The sequence below is a fragment of the Actinophytocola xanthii genome (genome assembly GCF_001921205.1).
Classification (GTDB): Bacteria; Actinomycetota; Actinomycetes; order Mycobacteriales; family Pseudonocardiaceae; genus Actinophytocola; species Actinophytocola xanthii.
Window position 1 is genome coordinate 68,109 of sequence record NZ_MSIE01000015.1, and the last position, 23,076, is coordinate 91,184.

Genomic DNA, 23,076 nt, shown 5'->3' on the forward strand with positions numbered 1-23,076 from the left:
GCCGGGGCCACTTCACGCTCGATTCATTCCGGCCTCATCCCGAGGAAATCGGTCCTGCGGCGGGCCAGGGTCAGGCCATCACCGACCGGCAGCAGCACCGAGCTCACCCGCTCGTCGGAAAGCACGTGGGCGTTGAACTCCCTGACGGCCGGCGCCGCGCCCGTCGGCTGGTCTTGCCCCACCTCGCCCGCGCAGAGCGACCTGCTGGTCAGCAGCATGCCGCCGGGCCGCATCCTCGGCACCAACGCCTCCCAGCAGTCGATGTGGTCCCCGGTGGCGATGGCGGCCAGATCGATGAGCGCCAGGTCGATGAGCGGCTGGTCGGACAACGCGCCCAGCCAGCCGGCGATCGGACCGACATGTTGCCGGATCCGGTGCAGCACACCGGCTTCGGCCCACGCTTGCCGAGCGACGCAGGTCCACTCCGAGGAGACGTCGTTGGTGTACACCACGCTGCCCGCGGCGAGGCCACGGGCAAGCGCCAGCGTCGAGTAGCCGGTGAAGGTGCCGAACTCCACGACCAGCGTGGCGTCGATCGCCTGCGCCAGCAACGTCAGGAACACGCCCTGCTCGTGCGCGATCCGTGGCCGGCCGACGTCACCGAGAGCGGCTGTCGCCTCGATCAGCCCGCGTTGCGCCGGTGTCGGCGGCTCGGCGTGCGCGAGCAGGTAGTCGCGGAGTCGCGAGCTCATGCCGGGGTGCTCGGTCATCGGCGTCTGATGCCCCCTTCCTTTGGCTGTCGGCCGCGGAAGGGCTGACACACCACGCGCGGTCAGTGAGCCACACGGGAGCGCTCCACCGTCGGGTGGCTGCCCGACATACGCGACATCCGGGCACGGCGTCACGGGATTGTTCTTCCGACCGCGGTTCCGGTGTATCCTGCCGGCCACTTCGCCCCATTCTCGCGCGCGAGGGAGTGGGCGTGAAGACGCGGTGGTGCCCGGCGTTGAGCTGACGTGAAGACGTACGGAAGAGACTTCTCTCACCGATCGAGCGGGTGGGAGGATCCGATGCACACAGCTCCTGTGTCCGAGGCGGAGCCACGGTCCGTACGAGTGTCCGTCCACACGCCGGACGTGATCAGCCGCGTCGGGCTCGTGCGCTACCTCGAAGCGCACCCCGAGGTGGAGGTCGTCCCGGCCGGCTCGTCGGCGAGCGTCGACGTGGTCGTGCTCGCGCCGCCGCGGTTGACCCCCCAGGTCCTCACCGCCATGCGCAAGCGGGCGGCGCTCAGCCCGGCGCCGGTGGTGTTGCTCGCCAACCAGCTCAGCGACGGGCACCTGCTGGCCGTCGTCGAGTGCCGGGTGGTTGCCGTGCTGCCGAGGTCGGCAGCGTCGGACGACCGGTTGCTGCGTGGTGTGCTGGGGGCGGCGGCGCGAGCGGAGACGATGCCGTCGGACCTGCTCGGTGAGCTGATCACGCACCTCGAACGGCTGCGCGGTGAGGGCCTGATGGCGAAGGGGAGCGAGGCGGCCGGGCTGAACCCGCGTGAGGTCGATGTTCTGCGCCTGATGTCCAAGGGCATGGACACCGCGGAGATCGCGCGCGAGCTGTGCTATTCGGAGCGCACGGTCAAGAACGTCATCTACGGGTGCACGAGCCGGCTCAACCTCCGCAACCGTCCCCATGCGGTGGCCTACGCAATGCGTGCCGGCGCCATCTGAGAACTCGCCCGCGTTCGGAACAGTTGCCCTGGCCGGTATTGTCGATGGTGGTGAGGGTCGCGGGGAAGGGGCAGCGCACGTCGGCGTGACGTGCGGGCGCTCGGCGGTTTCGAAAGAGTCTCGATGGCGGGGAGTGCGGCGCTGCGGGTCCAGCTGCTGGGGCCGGTGCGGGCGTGGCGCGGCGACGACGAGATCGAGCTCGGCAGCGCGCGCCGCCGGGCGGTGTTCGCCATGCTCGCGTTGCGTGCGAACGAGGCGGTCTCGCTCGCGGAGCTGGTCGACGGAATCTGGGGCGAGCAACCACCCGCGCGGGCCATCGGCATTCTGCACACCTACATCTACGACCTGCGACGTGCACTCGACCCCACGCGCGACCGTCAGGCCGTGCTGGCGACGGTGGAGTCCAGCTACCTGTTGCGGCTGGCTCCCGAACACCGCGACGAACACCGGTTCCACGAGCTGCACGAGCTGGCCCGTCGGCACTGGGGACGCGGTGACCTCGCCGCAGCGCTGCGTGCCGTGGACGCGGCACGTGCGCTGTGGCAGGGCACCGCACTGCAGGGCCTGGCCGGGCCGTTCGCCGAACTGCACCGGGCGCGCCTGGGGGAGCTGCGGATCACCGTGGCCGAACACCACGGCGCCCTGCTGCTGGCCCGAGGCGACCATTCCGCCGCGGTGCGGGAGCTGTCGGACGTGGTCGCCGCGTTCCCGTTCCGGGAGACCGCCCGAGGGCTGCTCATGGTCGCCCTGAACCAGGACGGGCGGCGGGACGAGGCGCTCGACCTCTACCGGGAGATCGAACAGATGCTGCGTGACGCGCAGGGCATCGAGCCGGGGCGGCAGCTGCGCCACCTCCGGCAGCGCGTCGCCGGTGGCGAACCGATCTCGGTGGACGACATCGGCCTGGGTATGGGAGAGCCGGTGCCGCCCACGGCCATCGCGGGGCCGCTGGCGCGGTTGGGCCGCGCCCGGCCGGAGCCACCGGACGTTCTGGTCGGCCGCGATGACGAGCTCTCCTGGCTGAGGTCGCAGCTGGTGCGTCTGGGGGAGGGGCACGGCGGCTGCGTCTGGCTCGAGGGTGAGCCGGGAATTGGCAAGACCGCGTTGCTCGCCGCCGCGCTGGCGGACTCCGCCAACGGCTCCCGGGTGGTGTGGACCTCGGCGGACGGGCTGATCGACGAACGGCGTGACGAGGCCGCGGCCGGATCCGGAAGCGTCGCCGTCGACCGGGCGGTGGCCCTTGTCGAGCGGTTGTGCGTCGAGCGCCCGTTGGTGTTCGTCATCGACGATCTGGAGCGTCTCGACGATGCGGGAACGGCGGTCTGGCACCGGCTTTCCCGGCTGACCCGGCGCCTTCCGTTGTTGCTGCTCGGCGCGTGCCAGGCCGGGTCGACGATCGAGCGCAAGCGCGTCCGCGACACCGTCGGCGCGGTTGGCGGACGCGTCCTGGACATCGGTCCGCTCGCGAGGGCCGACCTGGTGCGCCTGGCCGAACACACCTTGGGCGTCGCCTGCGGACCCGTTCTGCGGGACGTGCTGAGGGTGGTCGCCGGCAACCCCGCGCACGTACTCCAGCTACTCGACGCCGTCCGCGGGTTCGACACCCTGCCCACCGCGACGAGCGAGGCCGAGCTCAGCCAGGCGTGGCGCCACGAGCTGGCCGCTGCCCAGCGACGGCGGGGCTGGGCACGGTTCGACGCGCTCACGCCGCGAGCCCAGGACGTGTTGCGGTCGGCCGCACTGCTCGGCGCGAAGCTCGACATCGCCGACCTCGCCGCCGTGCTGCACAGCTCGGCGGACGACCTGCTGGATGCCGTCCAGGAGGTCATATCCGCTCGCCTCATGCTCGACAGCGGCAGCGGTCTGGCGTTCTCCGACCAGCGACTGCGGCAGGCCCTGCTCGCCGAATGGCCGCCCGATCGTCTGGCAGCGGCGCATCGGGCCGCGGCGGCCGCGCTGGCCGGCGCCGGCGCCGCGGTGGAGCGGGTCGCCGGCCAGCTCCGGGCCACGCCGTTGGACGCCTGGAGCGTGCGGTGGTTGCTGGACAACGTTGAGGCGCTGGCCACACGTGACCCCGGCACCGCCGTCGAGCTCGTCGAGCGGGCCGTGGCCGGTTCCCTGCTTGCCGAGCGGGAGCGGGAGGCCCTCGCCGTGCGCGGTGTCCGGCTGGCCCATCGGCTGGGCAGACGACCCGAACGGGCGGCCAGGTCCGTTCTCGAGACGACCGGCGACCCCGAGCACGCCGGCGAGATGCGCTGGATCCTCGCCCAGCTCGACGACGACGCCGGTGCGACGGAGAAGGCGATCGCCGATCTGCTCGCCGCGGAGGCGGACCCGACGGTTCCGGACGCGTGGCGGGCCAGGTACCACGCGCTGCGGGCGCGGCTCGAACGCGTGGACGGTGGTGATCTCGACGCCCTGAGCCGGACGGCGAGTGCGGCACTGGAGCAGGCGACGAAGGCGGCGGACGCCGCGGCCATCGGGAGCGCGCTGTCGTCGATGTGGTTCGTGGCGACGGCGCGTCGCGACAACGCGTCCGCCCTGCGGTACGTGGACAAGGCGCTCGGCGTCGTCGGCACCGCACCGGAGTTCCTCCAGCTGCGGCTGGAGCTGCTGAGCGGCCGGGCCGCCACACTGCAGAACCTCGACCGTCTCGACGAGGCGTCCGAGGCCCTGGCCGGGATGCGCGCGGTCGCCGAGCGGATGCGGACCTCGGCCAGTGTCGCGTACGTGTCGCTCGCGGTGCACCACTACTGGTTGGGCGCGTGGGACGAAGCCCTTGCCGCACTCACCCACCTCGACGCGGGTGGTGCGGCCGACCGCACCGTCGACCTGCTGGTGCAGGCACCGCTGGTGCGTCACGGTGTCGCCGCTGTCATCGCGGCCCGCCGGGGCGACGCCGCGAGCCTGTGGACACACCTTCGGGCGGCCGACGCCTGCCCGTTGATCACCGTGGGCGATCAGGACTACAGCGGCTTCGTCTTGGTGGCGCGGGCCATCGAGGCGGGTGGCCGGGCCGGGCCGCGGGCGGAGCTGAGCGCGCTGGACCCCCTGCTGGACCTCGGATACGGCCGGTTCATCTTTCGGCACCAGTGGTTGCCGCGGATCATGCGGCTGGCGCTCGAGACCGGTGATCACACCCGCGTCCGGGCAGCCGCGCGGGTCAGTGAGATCGAGTCGGAGCGGGAGACGCCGCCCACGCGCGCACATGCGACCGAACGGTGGTGCCGGGCCCTGCGGGACCGCGACGCCGACGCGCTGCTCGCCGTCGGCGGGTACTTCGCCGATGTCGGACGGCTCGTGCAACGCGGCGAGGTCCTCGTGGACGCCGCGATCGTGCTCGCGGAGCTGGGAAAGATCGATCCTGCCCGGCGTACCTTCCGCGAGGCGATGTCGGTGCTCGGCGGCTTCGGCGCCACGACCGACATCGGCCGCGCCCAGGAGCGCATGCGTGAGTTGGGCGTGGACGAGGCGGACCAGCCCCAGTTCGGGCCGATGGTGACGGGATGGCACGAGCTGTCCGACGTCGAGCGCCGGATCGCGGAGCTGGTCGCGGCCGGCATGTCCAACCCGGAGATCGCCGCCGAGCTGACCCTGTCCCGGCTCGCGGTGCAGGCGCAGCTGTCCCACGTCATGCGCAAGCTCGCGGTGCCCTCCCGGGACGAGCTCGCGAAGAAGATCGCCGACGCCCTGAGCACGTCCTAGCTCACCTAGGGCACGTCCGACCGGTGCGCGTTCTGCCGTTTCATCGGGTCTCATCGGGCACGTCTTCCGGCGCGGACAGCCGACCCGTGGCGTACTGGCAGCAGGCATCCACTGGTGAAGCCTCCGGCACGGCAGGGGTTGAGAACAGCGATGACCTTCCACGGCGGACCAAACGAGCCACCGACCGGCAGTACCGCGCGGGACTGCGGCTGGCTGGTGTGTGACCACTGCGGCGCAGGCATTCCCCACGGGGAGTTGGCCGCACGCATCGACCAGTGGGTCGACCTGATGACACCGTGGCTGCACCGGCAGTCCGACCAGTCCGCCCGCGAGGGCTACGCCGACATGCTCGTCGGTCTGGCCCACGCTGCCCAGGCGCTCCGCACGCAGTGCGGCCACGAGGCCCGCGAGGCCGGCTCCGAACGCGAGCGGCTCGAGACGGCCCTGCACAGCCTGCGGCGGGCGGCCGCGAGTGCGATGCGCTTTCCGAGCGGCCGCACCTGGCGCGACCTGAACCCGTGAGGCCTCCCCGGTAGCCTTCGGCGATCGCCCCATTCCCAGAACATTCCCTGGACCATTCAGGTGTTGATGTTCGACCATGGACCGACGGCGTTCGGCACGGGGCACCAGGGAGTGGAGGCGCGATGGGGGCGGAGTCGAGACTCCGGGTGGAGGTACTCGGCCCGATTCGAGTCCGGCTCGGTGACGCGGAGGTCCGGCTCGGGCCCACCCGCCAGCGCGCGCTCTTCGCGGTGCTGGCCATCCGGCACCAGCACGTGGTGGCGCGCGAGGACCTGATCCACGCGGTGTGGGGTGAGCAGGCGCCGGCGACCGCCCAGGGCAGCGTCTTCACCTACGTCTCCGGCCTGCGCAGGGCGCTCGAGCCAGACCGGTCGAGCCGGGCGTCGAGCTCGGTCCTGCGTTCGGAAGGGCACGGCTACCGCCTCGCGCTCGACGCGGACGCTCTGGACGCCACCGTGTTCGCCGCGCACGCTGGCACGGCATCGGCCGCAGTCGAGCGTGGCGCCGCCGACGAGGCGCTCACCGTGGCCGACGAGGCGCTCGCGCTGTGGCGCGGCGAGCCGCTGACGGGGCTGCCCGGCCCCTTTCTCGCCGCCCAACGGGATCGCCTGATGGCCACCCGGCTCGACCTGCTCGAGACCCGCGCCAAGGCCAAGCTGATGGCGGGCCGTCATGCCGAGCTGGTGGGCGAGCTGACCGCACTGGTCGGCGAGTACCCGTTGCACGAGGAGCTGCGCGGCCTGCTCATGATCGCCCTGTACCGGTGTGGCCGGCAGGCGGACGCGCTCGACCAGTTCCGGCAGGCGACGCGGACGCTCGGGACCGAGCTCGGCACCGCCCCGGGCGCTCGGCTCGCCGAGATCCACCAGCAGGTGCTCACCAACGATCCGGCGCTCGCCCCGCCGAAGGCCGGCATCCCGGCGGCGTCGGCCCGCTCGACCGGCCGGCCGCGGCAGCGGGCCGTCGCGTTCGTCGGGCGCGACGACGAGCTGGCCCAGCTGCGCACCGCCGCGGCGGAGCTCGTCGCAGGCACCGGCCGCGCGGTCTGGCTGGACGGCGAACCCGGCATCGGCAAGTCCGAGTTGCTGACCGAGGGTTTGGCCGGTCTCGACGTCGAGGACGTCGAGATGTGTTGGGGGTCCGGTGACGTGCTCGCGCAACGCTTTCCGCTCGAGGTCATCCAGGAGTGCCTGGGTGTGGCTCCCGACTCGCCGGACCCCCGGCGGGCCAGGATCGCCCACTCCGTCGCGCGGGCGTCGGCCCGCGAGGACGTGTTCGGCGGCGGCACCACACCACTGGGTCTCGTGGACGAGGTCGTCCGCCTGGTCGGTGAGCTGTGCCGCGACCGGCCGCTCGCACTGGTGGTCGACGCCATGCAGTGGGCCGACGAGCTGAGCATGCTGACCTGGAGCCGGCTGGTCCGGGAGACCGAAAGGCTGCCGCTGCTGCTCGTCGGCGCGTGCCGGCCGGTGCCCCGGACCGAGGGCCTGGACAGCATGCGGAGCACCGTCGCCAGGCAGGGCGGCATCACGCTACGGCTGGATCGGCTGTCCGGTGACGCCGTCGCCGGTCTCGTCCGGGAGATCGTCAAGGCCGAGCCGGGGCCGGAGCTGCGCCGGGTCGCGCTGCGGGCCGCCGGCAACCCGCTCTACCTCCAGGAGCTCGTGGACGCCCTGGTGCGCGACCAGATGGTGCGGGTCTCCGCCGGCACCGCCGACATCGAGGCGGCGGCGAGTGCCGGTGCGCCGAGGTCCCTGGCCTCGGCGCTCGAACACCGCCTCGACTTCCTGACGCCGGCGACGGTGGACGTGTTGCGGCGGGCGGCGTTGCTCGGCATGGAGTTCCGACTCGACGACCTCGCCGTGGTCCTGGACCGGCCGTCGAACGCGCTGCTCGCGGCGATCGACGAGTCGACCACCGCTCGCGTGCTGGTCGTCGACGGTGACCGGACGGCCTTCCGGCATCCCCTCGTCAGAGAGGCGCTGTACGAAGGAACCGGACCCGCCCTCCGGTCCGCGTTGCACCGGCAGGCGGCCGAGCGGCTGCATCAGGCCGGCGCGTCGGTCCACAACGTGGCCCGCCAGCTCGCCGCCGCGCCGGGCATCGTGGATCCGTGGATCGTCCGGTGGGTGGGCGAGCACGGCGAGCAGGTGGCCGGTCGCGCGCCGGACATCGGTCTGGAACTGCTGCACCGGGTGGTCGCCGCGTGCGATCCGGGCGAGCCGCGGCTCGTCGAGCTCACCGCGAGCCTGGCCCGGGTCATGTACTGGTCGGGCGAGTCACCGGAACACGAGGTGCGGTCCGTGCTCGCCGCCACCCGGGACCCGGACCTCGCCGGCGAGATGTACTGGATCCTCGGCTGTGTGTTCTACCGGCGGGGTCTGGACCAGCAGGGCGTGGACGTGCTGCGCGTCGCGGTCGAGTCGGGCATCTCCGATGTCTGGCGGGCCCGGTGCCGGGCGTTGCTGTCCGGGCGGGAGCGGATGGGACTGGGCGAGGTCGAGTCGGCCGAGCGGAACTCCGTCGCCGCGATCCGCGACGCCGATCGCTACGCCGACGTCTTCGCCAAGGCCTACGCCCAGTCGAACCTGTGGTTGTTCCGCTCCATCGACCGTGACCACGCCGCTGCCCTGGACCACGTCGACGACGCCCTGCGGTCGCTGGACGCGGCACCAGAAGGCCCCGAGAACGCCTGGCTCGTCCACATGCGGTTGAGCCTGCTGGACAACCGGGTGTTCTCCCTGCAGAACCTCGACCGGCTCGACGAGGCCGGGCAGACGCTGCGCCGCGCCGACGCCGTGGTGCGCGAACACCAGCTCCCGGGCGGGCTGACCGTGTCCTCGGCAGTCCACGACTACTGGACCGGTGACTGGGACCAGGCCATGGCGGAGCTGTCCGTCGCCGTCGACGCGCACGGGTTCGACATGGCTTTCCGCGGCCTGCGGGAGAGCGGGCCGATGCTGTTGCTGCTACACGGGGTCGCCGCGCTGATCGCCGTGCTGCGCGACGACCGGACCGCGGTCGTGCGGCACCTGACGGCGGCGGACGAGTTGCCGTTGCTCACCTCGGCGGACCGGGAGAACTGCGATTTCCTCGTGATCGCCGACGCGCTCGCCGCCGAACGCGACGGCAGGCACGAGGCCGCGCTCCTCGCGCTCACGCCGGTGTTGGACGAGCGGTACTCGCCGTTGATGCTGCGGCACCAGTGGCTCGCCGACGCCGCCCGGATCGCTGTCGAGGGCGGCGACCGGGCGGTGGCCGAGCGCGCGCTGGAGGTGTGTGAGCTCGAAGCGCGACGTGAGCGGACCGCCGCCCGGGCGACCGCGGCCGCCGCGCACTGCCGTGGCCTCGTCCTCGACGACCCGGCCGCCGCGCTGGCCGCCGCCGAGCACTACGCGTCGGTGCACCGGCCCGTGGAGCAGGCTAGGGCGCTGGAGGACGCGGCCGTGCTGCTCGCGCGGGCACAGCGGCGGGACGAGGCCCGCGAGGCGCACGAGCTGGCGGTGCACCGCTACGACGCGCTGGGCGCGAGGTGGGCGAGCCGGCGCGCGAGCACCCGTCTCCGGGCCGCGGACCCGCGCTGGCCGACACGCTGACCTCCGGCACCCCGGCCGGCGGTCGCTGACCCTGGTCAGGGTGCGCGCCGGCGGCGTGCGGCGACGGCGACGGCCGGGCCGGTCACCAGCAGCGCCGCCGCGGCGATCCCACCGGCGAACCACAGCGCGCGGCTGATCGGAACCGGGTCGGGTGTGGCGTGCCGAGGGACCTCGACCCGAAGCTCAGCCGGCGGCGTCGCGGGTGAGTCGGTGTTGGGAACGACGGTGACGGCCGCGAACGGGTTGACGATGCCGTAGCCCACCAGCTTGTTGGGCAGCGACGTCGAGGGTTGGTCGGCGGTGTCCCGCAGTCGGGCGGCGACCTCCGGGGCGGACAGCGTGGGGTGGTAGTCCCGAACCAGGGCGGCCGCGCCGGCGACGAACGCCACGGCCAGCTCGCTGCTGGACGCGAGCCGGTGGCCGTTGCCCCTCGGCGCCACGCCGATCAGTTCGTCGGCCGGAGCGGCGAGCTGCGGGGCCGCCCCGTAGACCGGGTTGCGCACCGGACCGTCCGGCCCCACCGGCGCGACAGCCAGGACACCGGGAACCCTGGCGGGGAACGCGAGCTGACCGTTTCTCGGCACGGCCGCGGATGCGACGACCAGCACGTCGCGATCGGCCGCGTACGCGACCGCGTCGTCCAGCTCCCGCACGCCGATGGTGGCCACCAGCCCCACCGCGACAACGCGCGCGCCGGCGTCGACCGCAGCGCGGATGCCGTTGCCGATGGCCACGGCGAGGGCGGCGTGGTCCCGGATCTTCGGTGGGTCGTCGCTGACCCGGACCGGGAAGATCCGTGCGGCGGGGGCGAGGCCGACGAACGGCACGTCCGGGTTCGCGCTCGGCCGGGCCGCGATGAGCGAGGCGAGGAAGGTGCCGCGCCCGAAGCAGTCACCGTCGCCGGGTCCACCGGTCAGGTCGGTGCCGGGCAGCACCGCGCCGGCCAGCGCGGGTGCTTGCGCGCTGACGCCGGTGTCCACGACACCGACCAGCACGTCACCCCCGGTGAGCGGCCACACTCGTTCCGGGCTCATGCGCCGCTGAGCCCAGGACAGCTGCCTGACCGGGGTGTTCGACGGTGGCGTGCACTGTCCGACCGGCTCCTGGTCGACTTCGGGCGGTTGCGCCGCGACCGGGGTCGGTGTCGCCGCGACCAGGATGCCGGCGAGGGCACCGAACACCAGCAGGGCCCTCATACCGGCTCCTCCGTCCAGCCGATCTGCAGGCCGACGGCCTCGCGACGGGTCACCAGCATCGCCCGCCCCGGCGGCAGCGGCCGGCCCCTCATGCCGTTGAGCAACGGCATCTCGTTGGGCGGCATGGACAGCACCAGCTCGGGAGTGTTGGACTCGTGCAGGCGGCGGACCACCGGGTCCATTCCCGACCGGTTCGAGCCGGCCGCCGCCCGTGCGACGATCAGGTGCAGACCGATGTCGCCGGCCTGCGGCACCAGGTCAACCATCTCCTGGAGCGGACCGCCGGTCGGGGAGATCAGCAGGTCGTAGTCGTCGACGAGGACGAAGATCTGCGGCCCGCTCCACCAGTCCCGCCTGCGCAGCTGAGCCGGGGTGATGTCGGGGCCGGGGATCCGGGCCCGCAGGTCCGTCGCCACCTGGTGAACCGGCCCCGCCGCCGCGGCGGCGGACACCACCGTGGCCAGCGCGTACTCCTCCGGCACCGACTCCATCAGCCCGCGCCGCGGGTCGAGCACCAGGATCCGCGCCTCCTCGGGTGCGTAGACGGTCGTGATGGCCTGCGTGATGAGGCGCAGCGCGGCGGTCTTGCCGCTGGCGCTGTCGCCCATGACGGCCAGATGCGGCCGGGCGTCGAAGTCGTGCCACACCGGCAGCAGATCCAGCTCGCTCGCGCCGAGCGCCACCTTCGGTCCGGCCTCCGGCGCGGGCAGCTCAGCGGCCGGCAGGACCGACGGCAGCATCCGTACGTGTGGCGCGTGCCGGCCGGTCCACGACTCCGCGACCGCGATACACAGCTCGCGGGTCGCCCCGGCGAGACCGTCGGCGTTGTCGACGCCGTCGATCCGCGGTACCCCGGCCAGGAAGTGCGTGTGGTCGGCTGTCATACCCCGTCCGGGAATCTGCGGTACCTCGGCCGCCTTCCGCATGTTGATGACAGAGTCGATCGAGTCGCCGAGCCGCAGTTCGAGCCGGGTGCCGAGCTGGTCGCGTAGTGCACTGTGCACATCGGACCAGCGGTTGGTGGTCAGCACCAGGTGCACGCCGTAGGCGAGGCAGCGGCCGGCGAGCGCCCGCAGGGTCATGTCGTGCTGCTCGAACTCCGCGCGCAACGAGCCCCAGCCGTCGACGACGAGGAACACGTCACCGTGGGGGTCGTCGGCGAACTCGCCGTTCGCCCGCCGTTCCCGGTAGGCGGCCATGCTTTCCACGTTGTGCTCGGTGAAGACCTCCTCCCGGTGCGCCAGCATGGTCTTCACCTCGGCGATGGTGCGCGACACCCGCTCGGCCTGGAGCCGGCCGGCCACACCGCCGACGTGCGGCAAGCCCTCCAGAGTGGACAGTGTGCCACCGCCGAAGTCCAGGCAGTAGAACTGGACCTCGTTCGGTGTGTGGGTCAGCGCGAGGGAGGTGATCAGCGTGCGAAGCAGGTTGCTCTTGCCCGACTGCGGGCCGCCCGCTATGCCGACGTGCCCGCCCGCGCCGGACACGTCGACGACGTGCAGCTCGCGCTTCTGCTCGAAGGGCTTGTCCACCACACCGATCGGCGCCGCCAACCGGCCGTTGCCCGGCCAGCCGACGGCGGTCAGGCCGCGGTCGGGGTCGGGCACCAGCGGCGGCAGCAACTGGTCCAGCGAGGGCGGGTCGGCGAGCGGTGGCAACCACACCTGGTGGGCCGGCGGGCCATGACCGATCAGCTTCTCCACCGCGACCGACAACACCGACTCGCCGGTCTCCGGCGCGTCGTCGCCGTCGCGCGGCTGTGGGGGCGGCGCGTTGACCCCGGCCGGGACGGGCAGCTTGCGGACGCCGAACGGCACGACCTGCTGGCGTACCTCCTCCTGGCGTTGTTCGCGGGTGCGCCGCCGGTACTGACCGGACACGTAAGCCGCCTTGAACCGGATCAGGGTGGCGACGTCACTGCGGAGATAGCCGTTGCCCGGCGCGCTGGGCAGCTGGTAGGCGTCCGGGACGCCGATCACCGAGCGGCTCTCCATGGCCGAGAACGTGCGCAGACCGATCCGGTAGGAGAGGTGGCTCTCCAACTTGTGCATCCGGCCCTCGTCGATTCGTTGCGAGGCGAGCAGCAGGTGCACGCCGAGGGAACGACCGAGCCGGCCGATCATGACGAACAGTTCGCCGAAGTCCGGATTGGACGCGAGTAGCTCGCTGAACTCGTCGACGATCACGAAGAGCGTGGGCAGCGGGTCCAGCGGCGTGCCGGACAGCCGCGCCTTCTCGTAGTCCAGCAGCGAGCTGTAGTTTCCGGCCGAGCGCAGGAACTCCTGCCGTCGCACCATCTCCCCGTGCACCGCGTCCTGCATCCGGGTGACCAGCGTCGCCTCGTCCGCGAGGTTGGTGATCACGGCGGACACGTGCGGCAGCTTGTCCAGACCCAGGAACGTGGCACCGCCCTTGAAGTCGACGAGCACGAAGTTCAGGGTCTCCGACGAGTGGGTCATGGCCAGGCCGAGCACCAGCGTGCGCAGCAGCTCGCTCTTGCCCGACCCGGTGGCGCCGATCAGCAGTCCGTGCGGGCCCATCCCGCCCTGGGCGGACTCCTTGATGTCCAACTCGATCGGTGCGCCGCTTTCGGTGATGCCGAGGGGGATGCGCAGCCGGTCCCGGGTGAGTCCGGTCCGTGCCATGGTCGCCGGGTCCCACGTGTCGAGATCGTTGATGCCGAGGAGCTGTGGCAGCTCGAAGTTGGCCAGCATCGGTTCGGCCACATCGGTCGTTCCGCCGAGCCGGTACGGCGAGATGGTCCGCGCGAGCGTCGCCGCCCTCGTGGTGCTCAGGGTGTCCGGTCGGCACAGGGTGGTGCGGACGTCCTGTCCGGTGCGGTCGGTACGCACCATCTCGACCTTCTCCTCGTCCACGTCGAGGCGAAGGGTCGTTCGGCCGCTCGCGTCGATGAGCGCCTCGGAGATGTCGAACACGACGGAGTTGCGGTAACCGGTCCCGGCCAGCCGCGACTCCGCCGGCACCTCGACACCGTCGAGCACGACCACGACGTAGGGCTCCTCGGCGCTCGGTGACGCGGCCGCCTCGAACCGGCCCCGCTCGCCCAACTCGGCGTCCAGCAGGTCGATCAGCTCGTCCACGCCGTCCGCGAGCAGCCGGGCGTTGCCCGCGCCGTCCTGTTCGAGTGGGTGCTGGGCGTGCGGCAGCCACTTCACCCAGTCCCACAGATGCACCCGGCCCGGCTCTGCGCAGACCGCGACCCGCAGGTCCTCCGGCGAGTGGAAGGTCACCAGCTGACACAGCACCGCACGCGCCAGCCCGCGGATGGCGTCCTCGTCACCGCCGAACCTGACCTTCGCGAACCCACGCAGGAACAACGAGGTCGGCAGGTTCGCGACGGTGCCGTGTGCGTTGATGAACCGGCGCAGCGCGCGGGCGGACAACGGCTCCAGGTCCGCGACCGGCTTGGTGCTCAGCGGAGTGATCGGAATTGCCAGCCGGTGCTCGCCGGTGCCGATCCGAACCTCGGCGAAGTCGCCGTGCGCGGCGCGCCGCTCCCACAGCCGGCCGGTCATCGCGATCGACCACAGTCCGTTCGGGTCAGGATGGCGCCAGGCGAGCGCCTCTCGCTGTCTGGTCGCCGCGTCCCGGACCTGGGCTCGCACCTGGCCGAGGTAGCGCAGGTAGTCGCGCCGCTCGCCCTGCATCCGGCCGCGTCGCTCCGTCCCGCCGCGGGCCATCTGGACGAGGAACATCAACAGGCCCATCAGCAGCATCGCGCCGAACATCGTCAGTCCGAGAACGGGGTTGTTCGGCGCGATGTACAGCAGCATGAACACGCCGCCGAACAGCGTCATCGGCAGCATCATCAGGGCGGACATGATGTCCCTGCCCACCGTCTCGGGCAGCGCGGGCGGTTCCTGCAGGGACAGCTCCCCGCTCGGCATCTCCGGCGGTTGCTCCCGGCTCGGCCGGCGGAACAGCGTTGTCGTCATCGCGACTCCTCGGTGCGGACTCTCCACCTCGGTGGACGGCGCCGACCCCTGGCGGTGTTCACCGCGCGCCGGTGAACTCCGGGCGCGGCGAACGCCGTGTGGTGGGTATGACGGTGAACTCGAACGAGGCGGAGGCGCCCGCGCCGGCACTCCCGGCCGGTGGGGCGGGGGAGATGTGCCGGCTGACCATCTGCGGGCCGACCTCCCGGGTCGAGCTGGCGGTCCCGGCGCACGTGCCGATCGCCGACCTGATGCCCACGGTCCTCGGTCACCTCGACCCGTCGTTGGCGACGACCGGCCTCGGGCACGGCGGCTGGGTGCTCCAACGGCTGGGTGAGGCGCCGTTGGACGAGGAACACGGCACCGCGGCGGCCGGCCTGTACGACGGCGACATCCTGCACCTTCGCCCCCGCGACGACCAGCTGCCGGTCGCCGACTTCGACGACCTGGTCGACGGGGTACACACGGGCCTGACCGCACGCGGCGACACGTGGACTCCGGCGCTGACCCGCCGGGTGTGCCTCGGGCTCGCCGGCGTGTGCGGGCTGCTCGCGGTGCTCGTCACCGCCGGGAGCGCGGCCGGGCTGGTGTCCGTGGTGAGCGCGGCGGTGGTCGGCGTGGTGCTCCTCGGGGGCGCGGCCGCACTGGACCGACTCCTCGACGATGCCGGCGCGGCCGTGACGCTCGGCGCGTCCGGCGTGCTGGCCTGCGGGGTCGCTGGCCTCGCCCTGCCGTCGGGCGGGGCGTCACCCGCGCTGTGGTTCACCGGCCCCGGCGTGCTCGCCGCGTCGGTCGCGGTGGCGGTCGCGGCAGGCGTCGTCTACGCCACGCTCTCCATGGCTCGACCGGGATTCATGGCCGTCGCCGTGGGCGGCGTGCTCACCGCGGCCGCCTGCGTCCTCGACGTGGTGCTCGGCCTGGGCGGCCCGGCGACAGCGGCCGTCCTGGTCACCGTCGTGCTGGGCATGACCAGGTTCGCACCGCAGGTCGCCGCCTGGCTGGCCGGCCTGGTCGCCGAGCCGGTGCCCACCACCCCGGAAGGCTTCCAGCAGGGGCTGGATCCATTGCCGGGCAGAGAGGTGCTGGACAAGGCCACGGTCGCCAACCAGTACCTGACGGCGTTCACCCTCGTGCTCGGCGCCGTGGGTACCGGCGCGCTGCTCGTGGTCTCGTCGCATCCGCGGTGGGACACCCTCACGCTGGCCTGTGCGGTGTCGGTGCTGCTGCTGTTGCAGTCCAGGGAGCTGAACGGGGCGTGGCACCGGGCCGCCACCCTGGTGCCGGGTGTCGCGACGCTGGTCTCCGTGCTGCTGCGCTGGACGGTCGGGCTGCCGCTGTTCGGCCAGCTGGGTGTCGCGATCGGCCTGTTGGCGCTGGCGGGCAACGCCGTGGCCGGCGGGCAGGTGCTTCCCGGCCGTCAGCTCGTGCCGAAGTGGGGCCGCTGGGGCGACATCCTGCACTGGCTCTGCGGGCTGTCCGTGCTGCCCGTCGTGCTGTCCATCACCGGCTTCTACCAACTGGTCGCCAGCTGGCTGTGAACCCCGGACGCGTCGAGAGCCGTCGGTCCCAACAGGAAGGAGGTGCGCCATGTACGGCAGGCGTGAACAGGTGGAGGCTCATTCCTTCCTGGTGAGTCGGATCATCGCCGCGGTGCTGCGCACGGACCCGGACGCGCCGGCACGCCCGCTCCGGCGCACCACGTCCGGCCTGCTCGGCGGGATCGGCATCGCCCTCCTGGTCGTGGCGATCACCCTGATCGTCACGCTCTTCTTCGGCGGTGGCAGCGACAAGTGGCGGGAGCCCGGCACGCTGATCGTCGACGAGGACTCAGGCAACCGGTACCTGCTGGTCGACGGCCGGCTGCGGCCCGTGCTCAACTACGCCTCCGCCCGGCTGCTCGTCGAGGGCGAGCCGCCGGTGGCGACGGTCAGCGGTGACGACCTCGCGGACACCCCACAGGGTGCGCCGATCGGCATTCCCGGCGCACCCGACTCGGTGCCGTCGGCGAACGCCTCGGCACAGCCGTGGACGGTGTGTTCCGGTGTTCCCGAGGACGGCGAGAACGCCGCGGCGGTCGGCGTGACCGTCGGCGCGGCGGCGGGGGTCACCGCGTTCGGCGCGGACGAGGCGGTCCTCGTCCGGGTCGGCGGGCAGCAGTACCTGGCCTGGCAGGGTACCCGGCTGCGGCTCACCGCCGAGTGGGTGCCCCGAGCCCTCGGCCTCGACCCGGACGCGGCCATTCCGGTCGACTCGGCCTGGCTCAACACGTTGCCCGCCGGTCCCGACCTCGGGTCGCCGCCGGTGGTCCACGGCGGACCCGGCCCGGCCGTCGCCGGCCAGGACACGACGCTCGGCCAGCTGGTCAGCGTTCCGGACGCGGTCGGCGACAAGGCTTTCGTGGTCGCCGAGAGCGGGCTGATGCCGGTGAGCACCACCGTGGCGACCCTGCTCGGCGCCGACCCCGACCTCGACCTGGCACCGACGATCACGCTCACCCCGGCGGAGCTGGCGGCCGAGCGGGTGCTCGCCGCCCCGGTGTGGCAGGCCGAACTGCCGCCGCGACCACCGTCGGCAATGGACACTTCGGTCAGGGTGCCCTGTGTGCGCTGGGAGTCCGACCGTGTCGCGTTGGTGTCCGCCGAGGGCCTGGCCGGGGTCGCGGTGAACGGTGAGGGCCTGACCCGCGACGGGCGGGTCGCCGACCGGGTCGAGGTGGTACCGGGGGCCGGCGTCATCGCGCGCACCCGCCCGGCACCCGGCGTACCGGGCGCCGGCGTGTACCTGATCACCGAGACCGGAGCCAAGTTTCCCGTGGCCGACGGCGCTGCCGCCGAGGCGCTCGGGTTGTCGCTCGAGTCCGCCGAACTGGTCCCGGCCGAGCTGCTCGCTCTGCTGCCGACCGGTCCGGTGCTCGAAGTCCCCGCATAGGAGAGGAAATTCACATGACAACGCCAGGAAAACGCAGTGGTTTCGACGAATCGACTCTCAGGGTCGTCATCGCCGCCACACAGGAGGCGGTCGGTGGCCTGACCCAGGTTGGGAGCCGGGTCTCCTATCTGGCCTCGGCTCTGCCGACCGTGAACATCTCCAAATCTGGTGGCCGGCTGGGCGAGATCTTCTTGAAATTGTCGGGAGACCTCAAAGCCATCAAGGACAATCTGGACTTCGTCAACCAGAAGGCAACCGGCCTGCTCAAACACAACATCAACGTCGACGCCGACGCCGACGCCAAGGGCAGGTAAGGCGCCTCCGTTCACCTACGACTCGCACAGGAGAAGGCAATGAGCACCACTTTCGACATCAACCACGACGGATACCTGGACATCAACGAGCAGCTCCTGCGTGAGGTGAGGGAGCTCGGCCGGATCATCTCCGACCTCAACACGGCCCTGCTGAACATTCCCGAGGCGATCTGGGGCGACGCCGAGCTTATCTACAGAGAGGAAATGGCAGACTGGAACCAGATTTACGGCCGCATCCACGAAGAGATCAACGAAAAGACCATGTCGTCGATCGACGTTCACGAGATCTACAAGAACGGGGATTACCAGGGCACCCGGATCATGCTCGGATGAACCACACGTGTGCGATGGGTCCGCCGTTCGCGCGGTGGGGCCCATCGCACACGGGCTTGAGCGGCCGGCAATGGCACGATGACATCGGAGGAACGCCGTGGTGAACCAGGACCCGGTCCCGCGTGGAAAACCGGGACTTGTCGAGTCCGAGGAGGACAACAGGCCGTACGGCGGGATGCCTCCGGCCTTTCCTGTCGTGCCGCACGGACAGCACGCCGGCCAGTCGCCTCCGGACGATCCGCCCGGCGGTCCCCGGCCGGTGCCGGGCGAGCCGGCCCAAGATGTTTTACTGCCCCAGGGTTTTGACGTGTCGAGCCGGCTCGTCCGTCCCGACGAGGTCGCGGGCGGTGCGCCGCCCGCGCCGCCCGAGGTGTCCACACTGGCCCAAGTGTCCCCCGGCTCGGGTTCCTACGGAACGGGTTACCACATCGCGGCGGCCGAGGAGCTGGCGAGCCGGCCCGGTGAGATCGCCTACCGTCTCCGGCGCCCGGAGGACACCGCACACCCGTCGAGTGAGCCGGATCAGTGCACCTGTTGCGGCGGTACGCACGAGGCGCTTGACCGCGGCCGCCGCGGAGTCGGCGAGGACGTGCCCCAGTACGGCGGCGAACACGGCCACGCGGCGCAGTTCCAGCACCGCCAGCCCGCCCACGATGACGACGACGGTGACCGCTGGGGTGGGCCTGGTGAGGATCGTTGGGGTGGGCACGGTGACGGCCGGGGTGGGCACGGAGACGACCGCTGGGGCAAGCCCGGGCACGACGGCCGGGGTGGGCCCGGTGAGGATCGTTGGGGTGGGCACGGTGACGGCCGGGGTGGGCCCGGTGAGGACCGCTGGGGCAAGCCGGGTGGCCGGGGCGGCGAGGGCGATCGCTGCGCGTGCTGTGGTGACGCCCATCCAGACCCGGTGCCGCCGGGCAAGTCCGGACTTGCCGACGCCGCGCCCTCCGGCGGCACGCCGGCGTCCGGACTCTCGCACTCCGGGAGCGCGCCGACGCCCGGGCTCCCGGCCTCCGGCAGCGCGCCGGCGTCCGGGAGCCCGCCCCTGCTACAGCCGACCGAGAGCGGTGCCGCCCCGACCGAGCCGGTGCCGGCGGTGGACAGCGGGCCGCCCTTCGTCAAGTCGATGAATCCGAACGCCGACCCGCACGTCGCCGAAAGGTTGGCCGACAACGCGACCCCACCGTCGGTCCCCATGGCGACTCGGCTGGCCGAACCAGTGGTCAAGAGCGGGGCGCCGGCCGGCAGCGGTGTGCCGGCGGTAGGTGCCGTTCCGGGCGGTGGCGGCGCACCCGGTGGGAGTGGCGCACCCGGTGGGAGTGGCGCACCCGGCGGAAGTGGCGTTCCGGGCGGCGGCGGCATACCGGGCGTCGTTCCCCCCACCGGCAAGGTCTCGCCCGACCCGAACCTCAAGTTCGACCAGACGGCATACAACCAGCTCACCACGTTCATCGACACCATGCTGATGTCCCTGGAACGGAACGCGGTGGTCACCCCGGCCATGGTGCTCGACTCCGAGTGGGCGGTCGCGCCGCCCGGTCAGCAGTGGACACCGGCAAGGCTGCTGTACGACCGCGGTATCGCGTTCGGCGGTTCTGTCGAGGCCGAGAACGAGAAGCTGCGCACGAGGCTGGCCAGGTTCAGAACAGCCCTCATCTCGGCCAAGGACGTGTTCACCGAGACCGACGACCTGGCGGCCTACAGCGCCACCGTGTTCGTGAACGAGTACCCCGACTTCGGTGGCGCACCAGCCGTCTAGCGGACCGATTCGACACATGGCGGAACTCCCGAGGAGCGATCATGGCTGACCTGCCGAAGGGCGACGACTACAGCAGGGCCACCTTTGAGCAGGTGCTGACGGCCGTCACCGGCGAAGGCCCGGACATGCACGCGATCGCCGAAAGCGGTCGAGGCGGGCCGACGGGATGGATCACCCCGTCGGGAGTCACCGGGAACGCCCAGACCGACGGCCAGTCGGGCGGCACCCTGATCAGCTATCACGCGTGGGACCGCTGGTACTTCGGCGTGAACAGGAACACGGACACTCTCGGCAAGTGGGCGAAGGCCTACACGGACCTCAACACGCTCATGGGACCGGTCGGTGCCGGAAAGCTCGGTCTGATGGATGTTCCGCGGCTGTGGGACGCGAAGGCCGTCGCACTGCACTACCAGTCGTGGTTGACGTCGAACCGGACGGAGGTTGAAGGCTGGGTTGCCAGGCTCACCAGTAAGGATTCGGCGTTCAAGGGCAAGGCGGCGAACGCGATCAGGGAGAACCTGGCGACGGTTTCGTGGATTCTGGACGACCTGTCCAGGCAGATCGACTCTCGGAACACCCCGAAGGAGCTGGAGACGGCGGCGACCGGGCTGGCGAGCTTCGGCACGAGCATGGCGACCGCGTGGGCGGGCGTCGCGAACCTCGCCCAGCTGGCCAACTCGCTGATCAACCATGTGCAACAGAACGTCTACACCTACCTCGTCGGCAAAGGACTGGTCCTGGGGCAGGGCACGTATCTCCTGGACTGGATGGAAACCAGGGAGGAGGCCGAGCAGTACATCAGGACGGTGATCGCCAACTACAGTTCGACAAACGGCCTCGGTGTGACCAAATGGGTGGATCTCTCCTCCCACGGATCCCCATCAATGGCTTTCCCGGTAAAGGCGCCGCCCTTCACGCCACATCCGCTGCCGGCGGGTTTCGGACCGCTGAGCGGGCCGCTGGACTCCCCGGCGACCTGGGACAACATCAACAACCAGATCAGCACCTACCTGCTCACCGCGATGAGTTCGCTCGACGCCGCGGCGCGGCAGGCGATGAACAATCTGACCACCGCGTACCGGGGCTCGAAGACCGGGCTGGACGAGCTCAATGCGCCGGTGCCGCCGACGCCCGGGGGTGGTGGCGGTGTGGGCGGCCCGGGGGCAGGCGGTGGAGTCGGCGGCGGGCCTCCCATCAACATCGATCTCGATGATCTGCTGGGTGACGGCGGCATCGGCGATCTGCCCGGTGGCGGTGGACTCGGTGATCTGCCCGGTGGCGGTGGGCTCGGTGAAGTGCCGGGAGGCGGTGGGCTCGGTGATCTGCCAGGCGGTGGTGGGCTCGGCGATGTGCCCGGTGGTGGTGGGCTCGGTGAGGTGCCGGGGTTCGGCGGTATCGGCGATGTGGGGCTGAACGAGTTTCCGGCGGGCGGTGACGGATCTCTCGGGAATCTGCCAGGTGGCGGCGGCTCGGTCGTGGACCCGGCAGGAGGCGGAGTCGGCGGCCTCGGCGGGCTCGGGGGCGTGCCGTTCCCGCCCGGGACCGGCCCGCTGGACCCGCAACGGTCCAACCGGTCCGGTGATCCCGGGTTGGTCGATGCCAACGGCAATCCGATCGATCCCGACGACCTGACGTTGCCGCCGAACGGCGGGCTCGACCTTCCAGATCTGCCGGAGACCGGCGACTTCCTCCCGGGCGGCGGTGTCGATCTTCCTGAACTGCCCGGCGGGGACGGTGACTTCTCGAACCTCCCGGGTGGCGGTGCCGGTGGCGGTGTGGGAGGCGTCGGGGGGTTGGGCGACCTGGCTGGCGGTGGGATCGGGGGCCTGCCCGACGGCCTCGGCGGACTGGGTGGCGCCGGGGCCGGCGGCGGCGTGGGTGGCGACTTCGAGGTCGCCCCCGGATCGGGGATCGGTGCCGGAGCGGGGGCCGGTGCCGGAGCGGGGGCCGCCGGCGGTTTCGGTGGCGAAGGCTGGTCGGACTGGTCCGGGCAGGGGGCACCCGGCCCCGCCGACGACACCCGGAATGGCGTCGTCGGCAGCTCCTTGGGCAGCGGAATGCCGATGATGCCGCCGCCGATGATGCCGCCGATGATGGGCGGCAACGACGGCAACAAGGAACGGGAACGCCAGACCTGGTTGTCCGAGGACGACAAGGTGTGGGGCACGGAGAGCCGTGCGGGAATCGGGGTCATCGGCCTGCCGAACGATCCCAAGCGGGAGGTCGAGGAGCAACTCGCCCCGACCCACGTGCACGTCCGCAGCGTGGCGCCGCGCACCAAGGCGACGGCCGGGAAACCCGCCAAGGCCCGCGAAGCGACGGCCGCCGACGGCGAACAGACGGCAGCCAGTTCCAGCTGAACGAAGGGAAGAGCCGTGTCCGCACCACTGCACAACGAGATGGCGGCAGCCATGGAACAGCTGCGGGAAAGGCAGAAGGAGCTCACCGCGGCGGTCGGCAGGGCACAGGAGGTCAGCGAGTCCGCGACGTCCAGGGACCGGATGGTCAAGGCCACGGTCAACGGGCAGGGACAGCTCACCGAGCTCGAGCTCAAGGGGCGGCGGTGGCGGGACCTGGCGCCGAAGGAGCTGTCCGCCAAGATCGTCGAAGCAGTGGGGGAGGCGCAGCGGGCAGCGGCCGCCGCCACCCATGAGGTGATGACCGGCCTCCTGCCGCCCGGTCTCGACCTGGAACGGCTGCGTACGTCCGGTCCGGATCTCGACGGGATGTTCGCGTCCATGCTCAAGGACGCGGAAGGGTGGCTTCGATGAGCGAGGACGGCAACTTCTCCGCCGATGTCGAGGGTCTGCGGTCGGCCGGTATCAACATCACCAGATGGTCGACGCTGGCCAGGAACATCGCCGACAGGGTGCATGCGGCGACAGTCCGGTACCAGAACGCCGGCGGCACCGGCGGCGACATGACGAAATCGTTCAACGCCAACTATCGCCCCGGCGAGCAGAAGGCACTCGAATTCCTCAGACTGCTCGACATCGAGATCGGCGGGCTGGGCAGCCGCACGATCGAGGTCGCGCAGACGTTCGAGCAGACGAACGACGACGCCAACCAGGCGACACCGAAAACGTAGGGGCTTGTTGTGTCT

15 protein-coding genes are annotated in these 23,076 nt (G+C 71.7%); 12 read left to right on the top strand and 3 right to left on the bottom strand.

The features are described 5' to 3' along the window. Positions 1 to 23: 23 nt before the first annotated feature. The gene (locus tag BU204_RS10435) at positions 24 to 692 is read right to left on the bottom strand and encodes an O-methyltransferase (protein WP_083661190.1); all 669 of its coding nucleotides are present in this window, start codon (positions 690 to 692) and stop codon (positions 24 to 26) included. A gap of 363 nt (positions 693 to 1,055) precedes the next feature. On the opposite strand from BU204_RS10435, the gene BU204_RS10440 reads away from it, so the two are divergent. The 4 genes from BU204_RS10440 (at position 1,056) to BU204_RS10455 (ending at position 9,487) form a co-directional block, all read left to right on the top strand. Next, entirely contained in the window at positions 1,056 to 1,664 is a 609-nt protein-coding gene (locus BU204_RS10440) for a helix-turn-helix transcriptional regulator (protein WP_233159973.1), read from the top strand. A 123-nt stretch (positions 1,665 to 1,787) separates the two neighbouring features. Beyond that, positions 1,788 to 5,369: a BTAD domain-containing putative transcriptional regulator gene (locus BU204_RS10445; RefSeq protein WP_075125417.1), complete on the top strand. Its 3,582-nt coding sequence runs from the start codon at positions 1,788 to 1,790 to the stop codon at positions 5,367 to 5,369. 150 nt (positions 5,370 to 5,519) lie between these two features. Continuing rightward, on the top strand, positions 5,520 to 5,891 hold the full coding sequence (locus BU204_RS10450) for a hypothetical protein (RefSeq protein WP_075125418.1): 372 nt from the start codon (positions 5,520 to 5,522) through the stop codon (positions 5,889 to 5,891). A 122-nt stretch (positions 5,892 to 6,013) separates the two neighbouring features. Then, the gene (locus BU204_RS10455) at positions 6,014 to 9,487 is read left to right on the top strand and encodes an AfsR/SARP family transcriptional regulator (protein ID WP_075125419.1); all 3,474 of its coding nucleotides are present in this window, start codon (positions 6,014 to 6,016) and stop codon (positions 9,485 to 9,487) included. Positions 9,488 to 9,522: 35 nt separating this feature from the next. Here BU204_RS10455 and BU204_RS10460 read toward each other — a convergent pair whose 3' ends face one another. Both BU204_RS10460 and eccCa read right to left on the bottom strand, forming a co-directional pair. Next, positions 9,523 to 10,683, bottom strand: coding sequence for a S8 family serine peptidase (locus BU204_RS10460; RefSeq protein ID WP_075125420.1), 1,161 nt, complete (start codon positions 10,681 to 10,683; stop codon positions 9,523 to 9,525). Further along, positions 10,680 to 14,639 (bottom strand): type VII secretion protein EccCa, encoded by a 3,960-nt coding sequence (gene eccCa, locus BU204_RS10465; protein ID WP_075125421.1) that lies wholly within the window; start codon positions 14,637 to 14,639, stop codon positions 10,680 to 10,682. Before eccCa ends, BU204_RS10460 begins: the two co-directional genes overlap by 4 nt. A 107-nt stretch (positions 14,640 to 14,746) precedes the next feature. Between eccCa and eccD the strand changes: the two genes are divergently transcribed. From eccD to BU204_RS10510, 8 genes are all read left to right on the top strand, one after another. Beyond that, positions 14,747 to 16,177, top strand: coding sequence for a type VII secretion integral membrane protein EccD (gene eccD / locus BU204_RS10470; protein ID WP_233159987.1), 1,431 nt, complete (start codon positions 14,747 to 14,749; stop codon positions 16,175 to 16,177). 49 nt (positions 16,178 to 16,226) lie between these two features. Then, a complete protein-coding gene (gene eccB / locus BU204_RS10475) occupies positions 16,227 to 17,567 on the top strand; it encodes a type VII secretion protein EccB (RefSeq protein ID WP_075125423.1) in 1,341 nt (446 codons plus the stop codon). Between the two features lie 14 nt (positions 17,568 to 17,581). Then, complete coding sequence (locus tag BU204_RS10480; RefSeq protein WP_075125424.1) at positions 17,582 to 17,881, top strand: hypothetical protein; 300 nt, start codon at positions 17,582 to 17,584, stop codon at positions 17,879 to 17,881. A 39-nt stretch (positions 17,882 to 17,920) separates the two neighbouring features. Next, on the top strand, positions 17,921 to 18,214 hold the full coding sequence (locus BU204_RS10485) for a hypothetical protein (protein WP_075125425.1): 294 nt from the start codon (positions 17,921 to 17,923) through the stop codon (positions 18,212 to 18,214). Between the two features lie 307 nt (positions 18,215 to 18,521). Next, positions 18,522 to 19,973, top strand: coding sequence for a hypothetical protein (locus BU204_RS39005; protein WP_143229421.1), 1,452 nt, complete (start codon positions 18,522 to 18,524; stop codon positions 19,971 to 19,973). A gap of 41 nt (positions 19,974 to 20,014) precedes the next feature. Next, the gene (locus BU204_RS10500) at positions 20,015 to 22,333 is read left to right on the top strand and encodes a hypothetical protein (RefSeq protein ID WP_075125428.1); all 2,319 of its coding nucleotides are present in this window, start codon (positions 20,015 to 20,017) and stop codon (positions 22,331 to 22,333) included. Positions 22,334 to 22,348: 15 nt separating this feature from the next. Further along, positions 22,349 to 22,744 carry a YbaB/EbfC family nucleoid-associated protein gene (locus BU204_RS10505; protein WP_075125429.1) on the top strand — a complete coding sequence of 132 codons (396 nt, stop codon included), beginning with the start codon at positions 22,349 to 22,351 and terminating at the stop codon, positions 22,742 to 22,744. Then, positions 22,741 to 23,061 carry a hypothetical protein gene (locus BU204_RS10510; RefSeq protein ID WP_075125430.1) on the top strand — a complete coding sequence of 107 codons (321 nt, stop codon included), beginning with the start codon at positions 22,741 to 22,743 and terminating at the stop codon, positions 23,059 to 23,061. The genes BU204_RS10505 and BU204_RS10510 overlap by 4 nt, the downstream gene beginning before the upstream one ends. Positions 23,062 to 23,076 lie beyond the last annotated feature (15 nt).